11 protein-coding genes and 1 other annotated feature are annotated in these 13,155 nt (G+C 41.9%); all 11 genes read right to left on the bottom strand.

Translation table 11 applies throughout. The features are described from left to right. Positions 1-3 precede the first annotated feature (3 nt). Positions 4-474 (bottom strand): 30S ribosomal protein S7, encoded by a 471-nt coding sequence (rpsG, locus tag B4U37_RS00635; RefSeq protein WP_010191480.1) that lies wholly within the window; start codon positions 472-474, stop codon positions 4-6. Positions 475-523: 49 nt separating this feature from the next. Next, positions 524-946 (bottom strand): 30S ribosomal protein S12, encoded by a 423-nt coding sequence (gene rpsL / locus B4U37_RS00630; RefSeq protein WP_010191479.1) that lies wholly within the window; start codon positions 944-946, stop codon positions 524-526. A gap of 102 nt (positions 947-1,048) precedes the next feature. Continuing rightward, positions 1,049-1,297 (bottom strand): 50S ribosomal protein L7ae-like protein, encoded by a 249-nt coding sequence (locus B4U37_RS00625; protein WP_010191478.1) that lies wholly within the window; start codon positions 1,295-1,297, stop codon positions 1,049-1,051. 127 nt (positions 1,298-1,424) lie between these two features. Further along, a complete protein-coding gene (gene rpoC, locus B4U37_RS00620) occupies positions 1,425-5,021 on the bottom strand; it encodes a DNA-directed RNA polymerase subunit beta' (RefSeq protein ID WP_088016679.1) in 3,597 nt (1,198 codons plus the stop codon). A 66-nt stretch (positions 5,022-5,087) separates the two neighbouring features. Then, positions 5,088-8,645: a DNA-directed RNA polymerase subunit beta gene (gene rpoB / locus B4U37_RS00615; RefSeq protein WP_088016678.1), complete on the bottom strand. Its 3,558-nt coding sequence runs from the start codon at positions 8,643-8,645 to the stop codon at positions 5,088-5,090. A gap of 289 nt (positions 8,646-8,934) precedes the next feature. After that, on the bottom strand, positions 8,935-9,537 hold the full coding sequence (locus B4U37_RS00610; protein ID WP_088016677.1) for a class I SAM-dependent methyltransferase: 603 nt from the start codon (positions 9,535-9,537) through the stop codon (positions 8,935-8,937). A 167-nt stretch (positions 9,538-9,704) separates the two neighbouring features. Next, a complete protein-coding gene (gene rplL / locus B4U37_RS00605; protein WP_088016676.1) occupies positions 9,705-10,064 on the bottom strand; it encodes a 50S ribosomal protein L7/L12 in 360 nt (119 codons plus the stop codon). Between the two features lie 64 nt (positions 10,065-10,128). Continuing rightward, positions 10,129-10,629, bottom strand: a complete 501-nt coding sequence (rplJ, locus tag B4U37_RS00600; protein WP_010191469.1) for a 50S ribosomal protein L10 — start codon at positions 10,627-10,629, stop codon at positions 10,129-10,131. A 40-nt stretch (positions 10,630-10,669) separates the two neighbouring features. Beyond that, positions 10,670-10,815, bottom strand: a sequence feature (ribosomal protein L10 leader region). A gap of 48 nt (positions 10,816-10,863) precedes the next feature. Further along, the gene (gene rplA / locus B4U37_RS00595) at positions 10,864-11,568 is read right to left on the bottom strand and encodes a 50S ribosomal protein L1 (RefSeq protein ID WP_010191468.1); all 705 of its coding nucleotides are present in this window, start codon (positions 11,566-11,568) and stop codon (positions 10,864-10,866) included. Between the two features lie 117 nt (positions 11,569-11,685). Continuing rightward, positions 11,686-12,111, bottom strand: a complete 426-nt coding sequence (gene rplK / locus B4U37_RS00590) for a 50S ribosomal protein L11 (RefSeq protein WP_148967032.1) — start codon at positions 12,109-12,111, stop codon at positions 11,686-11,688. 172 nt (positions 12,112-12,283) lie between these two features. Further along, complete coding sequence (gene nusG, locus B4U37_RS00585) at positions 12,284-12,817, bottom strand: transcription termination/antitermination protein NusG (protein WP_010191466.1); 534 nt, start codon at positions 12,815-12,817, stop codon at positions 12,284-12,286. Between the last annotated feature and the right edge of the window lie 338 nt (positions 12,818-13,155).

The following is a 13,155-nucleotide window of genomic DNA, read 5'->3' as shown; positions in this document are numbered from 1 at the left end:
ATCTTACCAGCGGTAGTGAGCAAACGCTTTGTTTGCTTCTGCCATTTTGTGCATATCTTCACGCTTCTTAACAGAAGCTCCAGTGTTGTTAGCAGCATCAAGGATTTCGTTAGCTAAACGCTCTTCCATCGTTTTCTCTCCACGAAGACGAGAGTAGTTAACTAAATAACGAAGTCCAAGAGTTGTACGACGATCTGGGCGCACCTCTACAGGTACTTGGTAGTTTGCTCCACCTACACGGCGTGCTCTAACTTCAAGAACAGGCATGATGTTTTTCATAGCTTGTTCGAACACTTCCATAGGTTCTTGTCCGGAACGCTCACCAACTAGTTTGAATGCGTTATAGATGATAGCTTGAGATTTTCCTCTCTTACCATCGATCATTAATTTATTTACAAGACGAGTTACTAATTTAGAGTTGTATAACGGATCTGGTAATACGTCTCTTTTTGCAACAGGGCCTTTACGTGGCATAATATTTTCCTCCTTTCGGGTAACTTAATGTTAAGCAGTTTGAAGTTTATTACTTCTTAGGTGCTTTTGGTCTCTTAGTACCATATTTAGAACGACCTTGCATACGGTTGTTAACTCCCGCCGTATCAAGTGCTCCACGAACGATGTGGTAACGTACCCCTGGTAAATCTTTTACACGACCGCCGCGAATTAATACTACGCTGTGCTCTTGTAGGTTGTGACCGATACCTGGGATATAAGCAGTTACCTCAATTTGGTTAGTTAAACGAACACGAGCATATTTACGTAATGCGGAGTTCGGTTTCTTTGGAGTCATTGTACCAACACGAGTACACACACCACGTTTTTGAGGTGAAGACACATCAGTTTGAGCCTTCTTGAAACTGTTATAACCTTTGTTCAAAGCTGGAGATTTTGACTTTACAACTTTACTTGTACGTCCTTTGCGGACTAACTGGTTAATAGTAGGCATTAATATTTCCTCCTTCCTAATGTTTTAAGACCACATATCCAGGTGGTTCATTTTTAGGTAAAAAACAAAGTCTTTGCGAATCTGCACTCACAAAAACAGTTTTTAATGAATGATCGCAACAGCGGAGGCACCCACTTCAATCCCGCAAGCTTTTCCGAGTTTTTTCATCGAATCTACTTTTAAGACTGGTATGTTGTGCTCATTGGCAGTTTGGACAACTTTCTGTGTGACAATCACATCCGCGTCCTCTGCAATGACAACCTCTTTTACTGTTCCGGATTTCAGCGCCTTCACCGTTTGTTTTGTACCAACAATGAAGGTGTTTGCCTGCATCACTTTTTCATAAGACATTAACATATCCTCCAAAGCAACAGGTTATATAAGCACCTTTGCTATATTACCATCTCTATTTTTGAATGTCAACACTTTATCGAATAACATTGAAAAGATTGTCGGGGGATACCCGACAATCTTTCTTTTATTCTACCGTTACAGGTTCTTCTTTACCGACTTCTTTCGTTAGATCGAATTTGCGGTAGCGGTTCATACCTGTACCAGCTGGAACTAGTTTACCGATGATAACATTCTCTTTCAGACCTAGTAACTCGTCGCGTTTTCCTTTAATCGCAGCGTCTGTAAGGACTCTAGTCGTTTCCTGGAAGGAAGCTGCAGATAAGAAGGAATCCGTTTCAAGAGAAGCTTTTGTGATACCTAGTAATACCGGACGTCCAGTTGCAGGTGTTCTGCCTTCAAGAAGGACACGCTCGTTTGCATCAGTGAATTGGTGAACATCAAGCAGTGTTCCTGGTAGTACATCTGTATCACCAGCATCAATAACACGTACCTTACGTAGCATCTGGCGAACCATAACCTCTACGTGCTTGTCACCGATTTCTACCCCTTGCATACGGTATACTTTTTGAACTTCAAGCAATAGATACTCCTGTACAGATACCATATCTTTGACTTTCAGTAGTTCTTTCGGATCGATGGAACCTTCTGTTAGTTCCTGACCACGTAATACTTCTGAATTTACGCCTACTTTAAGGCGGCCAGTGTATGGTACTGTGTAGTTTCTCGTTTCCACTTCACCTTGGACAGTGATTTCTTGCTGACGATCGCGACCTTCGTTGATGGAAGTAACAACACCATCAATTTCAGAGATGACCGCTTGACCTTTAGGATTACGCGCTTCGAAGATCTCTTGGATACGCGGTAAACCTTGTGTAATATCGTCTCCTGCAACCCCACCTGTATGGAATGTACGCATCGTCAACTGAGTTCCCGGCTCACCGATAGATTGGGCAGCAATAATACCAACTGCTTCTCCCACTTCTACTTCTAAGCCAGTCGCAAGGTTGCGGCCGTAACATTTTTTACATACACCATGACGAGTGTCACATGTAAATACAGAGCGGATCCAAACATCTTCCACGCCTGCTTCTACAATGGTTGTAGCAAGGTCTTCAGTAATTAAATCGTTACCCGCAACAAGAACTTCCCCAGTTTCAGGGTGCTTCACAGCTTTTCTTGCATAACGGCCGATTAAACGTTCTTCTAATTTCTCTACTACTTCTGTGCCATCTTTCAGAGCAGTGATGTGTAGACCACGGTCTGTTCCACAATCTATCTCACGAACGATAACATCTTGTGCCACGTCTACAAGTCGACGAGTCAAGTAACCGGAATCGGCAGTTTTCAGTGCTGTATCGGCAAGACCTTTACGCGCACCATGAGTAGAGATAAAGTATTCCAATACCGTAAGACCTTCACGGAAACTGGATTTGATCGGTAATTCAATGATACGTCCAGATGGATTGGCCATTAGTCCACGCATACCCGCTAACTGTGTAAAGTTAGATGCGTTACCACGGGCACCGGAATCACTCATCATGAAGATGTGGTTCAGGCGTGGCAAGGACTCCATTAGCAACCCTTGGATCTTGTCTTTCGCAGCACTCCAGATGGAGATAACGCGGTCATAACGTTCTTCCTCTGTGATCAAACCACGGCGGAACTGCTTAAGAACTGTATCAACTTTTGTTTGTGCTTCAACCAAGATTTCATCTTTCTCTTTAAGAACTACGATATCTGCTACACCAACTGTGATACCAGCTTTAGTAGAGTAACGGAATCCAAGGTTTTTCATGCGGTCAAGCATTTCGGATGTTTGCGTGATCTTGAAGCGTTTGAACACTTCAGCAATGATGTTACCAAGGATTTTCTTCTTAAATGGATCAATTAATTCTTGTGCTTGTATCGCTTCTTTTACATTCGCACCTTTTTCCACAAAGTACTTTTCAGGAGTGTTTACTTCTAAGTTGAACTTTGTCGGTTCGTTAATGTAAGGGAATGACGGCGGCAGGATTTCGTTGAAAATCAACTTTCCTACTGTCGTAATGAGAAGCTTTTGTTTTTGCTCTTCAGTGAATGTTTCGTTATTTAAGGATCCTGCATATACCGCTACACGAGTGTGCAGATGTACATAGCCGTTTGAATAAGCGATAAGCGCTTCATTCGTATCCTTAAACACCATTCCTTCACCTACAGCATTTTCTCGCTCTAGTGTTAAGTAGTAGTTACCAAGTACCATATCCTGGGAAGGTGTTACTACAGGTTTTCCATCCTTAGGGTTAAGGATGTTTTGTGCAGCAAGCATCAAGATGCGTGCTTCAGCCTGTGCTTCAGCAGAAAGAGGTACGTGAACAGCCATTTGGTCTCCGTCAAAGTCCGCGTTGTATGCAGTACATACAAGTGGGTGAAGGCGGATAGCACGGCCTTCTACAAGTGTAGGTTCAAATGCTTGAATACCTAGTCTGTGTAGAGTTGGTGCGCGGTTTAGTAATACCGGATGTTCCCTGATAACGGATTCCAATACGTCCCAAACCTCTGGTTGTACGCGTTCGATCTTACGCTTCGCACTCTTAATGTTATGTGCAAGCCCGCGTTCTACAAGTTCTTTCATGACGAAAGGCTTGAATAGCTCAAGGGCCATTTCTTTCGGTAATCCACATTGATACATTTTCAGGTTAGGTCCTACTACGATAACGGAACGACCAGAGTAGTCAACACGTTTTCCTAGTAAGTTCTGACGGAAACGACCTTGCTTCCCTTTCAGCATATGAGAAAGAGATTTCAATGGACGGTTACCAGGTCCTGTTACCGGACGGCCACGGCGACCATTGTCGATAAGTGCGTCAACAGCTTCTTGTAACATACGTTTTTCGTTCTGTACGATGATGCTTGGAGCACCAAGGTCAAGAAGGCGTTTTAAACGGTTGTTACGGTTGATTACACGGCGATACAAGTCATTTAAGTCGGAAGTCGCAAAACGACCACCGTCCAATTGAACCATTGGACGTAATTCAGGAGGGATAACCGGTAGCACATCAAGGATCATCCAAGATGGTTCATTGCCGGATCCTCTGAAGGATTCCAATACTTCCAGACGCTTAATTGCTCTTGTACGGCGTTGACCTTGAGCAGTTTTTAGCTCTTCTTTTAGCGTATCTACTTCTTTTTCTAGGTCGATGTCAAAAAGAAGTTTCTTGATTGCTTCTGCACCCATGGCTGCTTGGAATGTTTGACCATACTTTTCACGGTATGCACGGAATTCCTTTTCAGAAAGCAGTTGCTTCTTCTCCAAAGGAGTATCGCCTGTTTCTGTTACAACGTAAGATGCAAAATAAATTACTTCCTCAAGCGCACGTGGGGACATGTCAAGAACAAGACCCATGCGGCTAGGGATTCCTTTGAAGTACCAGATGTGGGATACAGGAGCAGCAAGTTCGATATGACCCATGCGCTCACGACGTACTTTCGCTCTTGTTACTTCTACACCACAGCGGTCACAGACAACGCCCTTATAACGGACGCGCTTGTATTTACCACAGTGACATTCCCAGTCCTTTGTAGGACCGAAAATTCTTTCGCAGAATAACCCATCTTTTTCTGGCTTTAATGTACGATAGTTAATTGTCTCAGGCTTCTTGACTTCCCCGAAAGACCAGGATCTGATCTTGTCGGGTGAAGCAAGGCCTATTTTCATATATTCAAAATTATTAACATCTAGCAAGGGGCCTACCTCCCTTATAATCTACAGGTTCTACCCAAATGCTTATCTTTAAAGTACTGTTGGCCATCAGTCTTTAGCGACAGTTTCTTTTACTTCTTCTACTTTATCTGAATCAAGGGAAATACCTTCGGAAGCTTGTTCTTCATCTTCCTCAAGATCTCTCATTTCGATCTCTTCTTCATCGCCTGATAGGATTTTTACATCCATACCTAAACTTTGAAGTTCTTTGATCAATACTTTGAAGGATTCAGGTACACCTGGTTCAGGTACATTTTCACCTTTAACGATCGCCTCGTACGTTTTCACACGTCCTACTACGTCATCAGATTTAACTGTAAGGATTTCTTGTAGTGTATAAGCGGCACCGTAAGCCTCAAGTGCCCAAACCTCCATCTCACCGAAACGTTGTCCACCAAATTGCGCTTTACCGCCAAGTGGTTGTTGCGTAACAAGTGAGTATGGTCCAGTGGAACGTGCGTGAAGCTTATCATCAACCATGTGTGCAAGTTTAATCATATACATGATCCCTACAGATACACGGCTGTCGAACGGCTCACCTGTTCTTCCGTCATACAATACTGTTTTTGCATCTCTTGCCATGCCAGCCTCTTCAAGTGTGCTCCAAACGTCTTCTTCACGCGCGCCATCAAATACGGCGGAAGCAACGTGGATGCCCAATGTTCTTGCTGCCATTCCTAGGTGAAGCTCCAATACCTGCCCGATGTTCATACGAGAAGGTACCCCTAGTGGGTTTAACATGATGTCAATTGGTGTTCCATCTGGCAAGTAAGGCATATCTTCTTCCGGTAAGATACGAGAGATTACCCCTTTGTTACCATGTCGTCCGGCCATTTTGTCACCTTCAGAGATTTTACGTTTCTGAACGATGTATGCACGAACTAATTGGTTAACACCTGGTGGCAATTCGTCACCATCTTCACGGTTGAATACTTTTACATCAAGTACGATACCGCCACCACCATGTGGAACTCTTAGTGATGTATCACGTACTTCTCTTGCTTTCTCACCGAAGATTGCGTGTAATAGACGTTCTTCTGCAGTAAGTTCCGTAACCCCTTTAGGTGTTACTTTTCCTACTAATAGGTCTCCGTCTTTTACTTCCGCACCCACTCGGATAATTCCGCGGTCGTCAAGGTTTTTAAGTGCCTCTTCCCCGACATTCGGGATATCACGTGTGATTTCTTCTGGTCCAAGTTTAGTGTCACGTGCTTCTGACTCATATTCTTCAATATGAATGGAAGTGTACACATCATCTTTTACCAGACGCTCACTCATGATGATAGCATCCTCATAGTTATATCCGTCCCATGTCATGAAACCGACCATTACGTTACGGCCAAGTGCCAATTCACCTTTTTCCATGGATGGTCCGTCTGCAAGGATTTCTCCTTTTGTTACAACGTCACCGACAGAAACGATTGGACGTTGGTTATAGCAAGTTCCTTGGTTAGAACGAATGAACTTAAGCATTCTGTACTTATCAAGGTTGCCTTTTACCTGTTGTCCATCGACTTCTTCCATACGACGCACCCAAACTTCGCGGGCTTCTACACGTTCTACAACACCAGGGTGTTTACAAATAACGGCAGCTCCGGAGTCTTTAGCGGAAACGTGCTCCATCCCAGTACCAACAATCGGGGATTCCGGTTGTAATAAAGGTACAGCTTGACGTTGCATGTTCGCTCCCATTAGGGCACGGTTGGAGTCATCGTTTTCCAAGAAAGGAATACAAGCTGTCGCAGCAGATACAACCTGCTTAGGAGAAACGTCCATATAGTCGATTCTCTCACTTACAACAACCGTGTTCTCCCCGCGGAAACGGGAAACTACATTCTCATCAAGGAAAGTTCCATCTTCACCAAGGCGTGCGTTCGCTTGGGCTACTACATAATTATCTTCTTCATCTGCAGTCAAGTAATCAATTTGGTCCGTCACACGGCCCGTTTCAGGGTCAACTCTTCTGTAAGGAGTTTCGATAAAACCAAATTTATTCACTTTCGCAAAAGAAGAAAGGGAGTTGATTAGTCCAATGTTTGGTCCCTCAGGAGTCTCGATCGGACACATACGGCCATAGTGAGAGTAGTGAACGTCACGTACTTCAAAGCCGGCACGCTCACGCGTCAAACCACCAGGTCCAAGCGCAGACAATCTACGTTTATGTGTTAATTCAGCTAATGGATTCGTTTGATCCATGAACTGAGATAACTGAGAGCTTCCGAAGAACTCTTTAATAGATGCAATAACAGGTCTGATATTGATTAATTGTTGCGGAGTGATGGTGTTAGTGTCCTGAATGGACATTCTTTCACGAACCACACGCTCCATTCTGGATAGACCGATACGGAACTGATTTTGAAGAAGTTCTCCAACAGAACGTAAACGACGGTTACCAAGGTGATCGATATCATCTGTATCGCCTACACCGTGTAAAAGGTCAAAGAAGTAACTAATAGAAGCAATGATGTCCGCCGGAGCGATATGCTTTACTTTTTCTTCTATAAAACCGTTGCCTAAAACGACGATTTCTTTTTCACCTTCTGCATCATTCGGTGCATATATCTTAATAGATTGCATAGGCACTTCATCTTCCACTACTCCACCATGCGGATGGAAAGAAGTCAGGCCGATGCCGTCTTCAATGTTAGGTAGAATGCGGTCTAAAGTTCTACGATCTAACAGTGTACCTTTTTCTACAATGATTTCCCCAGTTTCAGGGTCTACAAGTGTTTCAGCGATACGTTGATTAAAAAGTCTGTTCTTGATATGAAGCTTTTTATTAATCTTGTATCTTCCAACACTTGCTAAATCATAGCGTTTAGGATCGAAAAATCTAGACTCTAATAAACTTTTCGCGTTTTCAACCGTTGGTGGTTCACCAGGGCGTAGACGCTCATATATTTCTAGTAATGCCTTTTCAGTGCTTTCTGTGTTATCCTTATCTAAAGTATTGCGAAGGTACTCGTTTTCGCCCAGAAGATCAATGATTTCCTGGTCGGAACCGAATCCAAGAGCACGCAAAAGAACCGTTACTGGTAGTTTACGAGTACGATCTATACGAACATATACAACATCTTTAGCGTCAGTCTCGTATTCTAACCATGCACCACGGTTTGGAATAACAGTAGCCGAAAAGCCTTTTTTACCATTTTTATCTACTTTTCCGCTGTAATACACACTTGGAGAACGCACTAACTGAGATACAATAACACGTTCTGCACCATTAATAACGAACGTACCAGTATCCGTCATCAACGGGAAATCACCCATAAATACATCCTGGTCTTTTACTTCACCAGTTTCTTTGTTAATGAGACGAACCTTCACACGTAAAGGAGCTGAGTATGTAACATCTCTTTCCTTTGATTCTTCAACAGAATATTTAGGTTCCCCTAAGCTATAATCGATGAATTCTAAAGATAGATTTCCTGTGAAGTCTTCAATTGGGGAAATGTCATGAAACATTTCTCTTAATCCTTCATCAAGGAACCATTGATAAGAAGATGTTTGAATCTCTATTAGATTTGGTAAATCTAATACTTCACTAATGCGAGCATAACTTCTGCGTTGGCGGTGTCGTCCGTATTGAACTAGTTGACCTGTCAACTGATTCACCCCTCGTATCAAGCGTTATTAAATAGTAGTTCAAAAAATATAAACCACTCAAAGCCAAACATAAAAAAACATTCAACATGAAAACAATACTGCTAAAAGAATCCATGTTAAAAATAAAAAATGGTTTCAATACAGAAAACCACGTTTTTACAATCGCTCTATTGATTTTACTATCTTTTCCAAGCATACTAATTTTATACATGCAAAATACATAAAAATATTAGTGCTCAGAAAAATACATATTGGCATTAAACAATGCTACCATAACAAAAAAACCAAGTCAACCCTTTTTTGATTTGATGATGGAGTAGCCTTTTTTCTTTGTCACAACTTCCACTTCCTCAAACAATGATTCCAATTTCTCCATTGCAGAAGGAGCTCCCTGTTTCTTTTGGATCACAATCCACAGCTCACCTTTTGGCGCCAAGTGCGTCCATGCTTTTTCTAAAATTTCATGAACAACTTTTTTGCCAGCGCGTATCGGTGGATTAGAAAGTATTGCCGCATAATCGGTGGAAGTGACATTTTCATAGATATCACTAGTAAAAACAGTGATATTCTCCACTTTGTTAATAGAACCGTTTTCCTTGGCAAGCTCAACAGCTCTTTCATTGACATCAATCATATCCACGTGACGATGTGGATAGAATTTAGCAAGAGACAATCCAATCGGACCATAACCACAGCCAACATCTAGAATGCGACCTTCCACTTCCGGTTCTTCAAAAGCCTCTATCAGCACTCTTGATCCAAAGTCCACTTCTTTTTTTGAAAAAACACCGCTATCCGTTATGAAAGAAAAGTTGTTACCTTTTAAATCAAATTTCCATTGTTGACGGTCGCTTTCCACAGATGGCTTGTTTGTATAATAATGATTCGTCATATTTAGTCTCCTTATCTGAAAAGCTACCTTTTGCTTTTCAACAAATCAACTTCATATATTAGTACCCTTGAAAAAGACAGTAACCAAACGATCCTTACATCAAGTGTGGCACCGTTTAAAAAAAGCCCGCTAACACGTAGCGAGCTTTCCTTTTTAAGAGCCTGTAATTACTTAACTTCTACAGAAGCTCCAACTTCTTCAAGTTTAGCTTTGATTTCTTCAGCTTCTTCTTTAGCAATACCTTCTTTAAGAGCTTTAGGAGCGTTGTCTACAACTTCTTTAGCTTCTTTAAGACCAAGGCCAGTGATTTCACGTACTACTTTGATAACCTTGATTTTTTGTCCGCCAGCGCTAGCTAGGATTACGTCGAATTCAGTTTGCTCAGCAGCAGCTTCAGTAGCTACACCAGCAGCAGCTACAGGAGCAGCAGCAGTTACACCAAATTCTTCTTCGATTGCTTTTACTAGGTCGTTTAATTCTAAAACAGTCATATTTTTAACCGCTTCAATGATTTGTTCGTGTGTCATTGTTAATTTCCTCCTTAGATATTATAAGTTTTTTGTTTTTCTTACTTAACTTGCTAGATTGAAATTAAGCGCCTTGCTCTTCTTTTTGATCTGCAACTGCTTTCGTAACAAGAGCCAAGTTGCGGATTGGAGCTTGAAGGACGCTAAGCAACATGGAAAGAAGACCTTCGCGGGATGGAAGTTCAGCAAGAGCTTTCACTTCTTCAACCGTTGCAACATTTCCTTCGATTACACCAGCTTTGATTTCTAATGCTTCGTGTTTTTTCGCGAAGTCATTAAGGATCTTAGCAGGAGCTACTACATCTTCAGTAGAGAATGCGATAGCGTTAGGTCCTGTTAATGCGTCGTTAAGTCCGTTGATATCTGCTGCTTCAGCCGCACGGCGAGTTAAAGAGTTTTTGTAAACCTTGAACTCAACACCTGCTTCACGAAGTTGTTTACGAAGTTCAGTTACTTCCGCAACGTTAAGTCCACGGTAGTCAACTACGATAGTAGATACAGAACCTTTAAACTTGTCAGCGATTTCTCCAACAGCTTGTTTTTTTACTTCAACTGCTTTGCTCATCGTTACACCTCCTAAAAAGTTGGTTACCACTTATACCGACCGGTGTACATAAAGAATGCCTCCACGCAGGTGGAGGCAGAAGTTTTATCGTTAAAAGCACAAGGCTTTAAATCGTAAAAATTCACACCTCGGTAGGAAATTAAGCCATTTGGCACCTACTGTCTACGGTACAAACAATATCATTTTATAAACACAACGATTATTATAACCGTCTAGTTATCTTGTGTCAATATGTTAGTTTTTGGTAGCTACGAAAGTAGAAGTGTCAACTTTTACTCCAGGTCCCATTGTAGAAGTAACGGCAACGTTCTTCATGAATGTACCTTTTGCAGCAGCCGGTTTAGCTTTTAGTAAAGTCTCGTAGATAGTTGTGAAGTTTTCAACAAGCTTCGCATCTTCGAAAGAGATTTTACCTACTGGCACGTGGATGTTACCGGATTTATCAAGGCGGTATTCAACTTTACCAGCTTTGATCTCGTTAACAGCTTTAGTTACATCAAATGTAACTGTACCAGTTTTAGGGTTTGGCATTAGGCCTTTAGGTCCTAATACGCGTCCTAGTTTACCAACTTCACCCATCATGTCCGGTGTAGCAACGATTACGTCGAAATCGAACCAACCTTGGTTGATTTTCGCGATCATGTCAGCATCCCCAACATAGTCAGCTCCAGCAGCTTCTGCTTCTTTCGCTTTTTCGCCTTTAGCGAAAACTAGGACTTTTTGAGTTTTACCAGTTCCATGAGGAAGCACTACTGCTCCACGGATCTGTTGGTCATTTTTACGAGGGTCAACTCCAAGACGGAATGCAACTTCCACAGTAGCGTCGAACTTCGCAGTGTTTGTTTTCTTTACTAATTCGATAGCTTCGTTAACAGAGTAAGCCGTTTGACGGTCTACAAGTTTCGCAGCTTCGATGTACTTTTTACCTCTTTTAGCCATTTTAAACGTCCTCCTTATGTGGTTTTAGCGGAATAACCTCCCACGAATAAAGGTTGCGAATTGGCCGTAAACCAAAATCCGCAACCCTGAACAGCAGTTAAATCAAAAGCAATGGGATTAGTCTTCGATAGTGATACCCATGCTACGAGCAGTACCTTCAACCATGCGCATTGCAGCTTCTACGCTTGCAGCGTTTAGATCTGGCATTTTCGTCTCCGCAATTTCGCGTACTTTATCACGCTTAACTGTTGCAACTTTATTACGGTTTGGTTCACCAGAACCAGACTCAATACCAGCTGCTTTTTTAAGTAAAACTGCAGCAGGTGGAGTTTTCGTAATAAATGTAAATGAACGGTCTTCAAAAACCGTGATTTCAACAGGGATAATCAATCCAGCTTGATCTGCTGTACGAGCGTTAAACTCTTTACAGAAACCCATGATGTTAACACCTGCTTGACCTAGTGCTGGTCCAACTGGTGGTGCTGGGTTAGCTTTCGCTGCTGGAATTTGTAGCTTTACCATTTTAATTACTTTTTTAGCCACGAGACACACCTCCTTAAGTCCGTGATGTGGTATCTGGGATTTCTCCCTCCCACTCAACTCATTCTTTATATATTTAATAAAGAATATTTTTTTATTAATAGTCTCTATTTCAGAGACATACTGACCTTTGAAATAATATCATTTTTACGAAACTATTTCAAGTTTTTTTACATTATAATTTTTCGATCTGTGTAAAGTCAAGCTCCACAGGGGTTTCACGGCCGAACATATTTACAAGAACTTTCACTTTATGCTTGTCTTTGTCCATCTCTACGATGTGTCCAGTGAAGTTTGCAAAAGGTCCTTCTGTTACTTTTACGGATTCTTTGAGATCGAAGTCTACTTCTACTTGCTTCTCCATCATGCCCATTCTCTTCAGGATAAATGCAATTTCATCATCCAATAGAGGTGTTGGTTTGGAACCCGATCCGCTTGATCCTACGAAACCTGTTACGCCAGGTGTGTTACGTACGACATACCAAGAGTCGTCTGTCATGACGATTTCTACTAGAACGTAACCTGGGAATACTTTTTTCTTGGTTACTTTCTTTTTGCCGTTTTTGATGTCTGTTTCTTCTTCTTCAGGAACTACGACACGGAAGATCTTGTCTTGCATCCCCATTGATTCTACTCGTTTTTCTAAGTTTGCTTTTACTTTATTCTCGTATCCGGAATAAGTATGAACAACGTACCAGTTTTTCTCCATTGTTTAGGACTTGTGTCCGTCCCTCCCTTTTCTAGCATTTTATTTTTGAGACTATAAATATTAGTATTCCGTTGGACTCCCTGTTGATTTTCGTTTTGGGTGTTCGCTTATCCTTTGGGCGGTGCTTGAGCCTCCTCACAACGCTCGGGGGTCTCAAGCTACCACTATCTCCCTCAGGAGTCTCACACCCTTCACTACAATCCACAGGGGAAGTTTGGCTAATCGAAAGGAATACCACCTATATAAAATCAGTAAAACTATTAAAACACCGGGGTGTTTTTTTCCAAATGAAAAAACCCGTTGAACGGGCTTTTTGTCAGAAAGTATTATTTACATTA

It is taken from the genome of Sutcliffiella horikoshii (genome assembly GCF_002157855.1).
In the GTDB taxonomy this organism is placed as follows: Bacteria; Bacillota; Bacilli; order Bacillales; family Bacillaceae_I; genus Sutcliffiella_A; species Sutcliffiella_A horikoshii_C.
The sequence above is the reverse complement of the archived record's forward strand: the minus strand, read 5'-3'. Positions and strand labels throughout refer to the sequence as shown.

Coding starts and splice junctions, on each gene's coding strand:
- rpsG (WP_010191480.1), bottom strand. CDS start 474: ATGCCACGTAAAGGCCCTGTTGCAAAAAGAGACGTATTACCAGATCCG.
- rpsL (WP_010191479.1), bottom strand. CDS start 946: ATGCCTACTATTAACCAGTTAGTCCGCAAAGGACGTACAAGTAAAGTT.
- B4U37_RS00625 (WP_010191478.1), bottom strand. CDS start 1,297: ATGTCTTATGAAAAAGTGATGCAGGCAAACACCTTCATTGTTGGTACA.
- B4U37_RS00610 (WP_088016677.1), bottom strand. CDS start 9,537: ATGACGAATCATTATTATACAAACAAGCCATCTGTGGAAAGCGACCGT.
- rplL (WP_088016676.1), bottom strand. CDS start 10,064: ATGACACACGAACAAATCATTGAAGCGGTTAAAAATATGACTGTTTTA.
- rplJ (WP_010191469.1), bottom strand. CDS start 10,629: ATGAGCAAAGCAGTTGAAGTAAAAAAACAAGCTGTTGGAGAAATCGCT.
- rplA (WP_010191468.1), bottom strand. CDS start 11,568: ATGGCTAAAAGAGGTAAAAAGTACATCGAAGCTGCGAAACTTGTAGAC.
- nusG (WP_010191466.1), bottom strand. CDS start 12,817: ATGGAGAAAAACTGGTACGTTGTTCATACTTATTCCGGATACGAGAAT.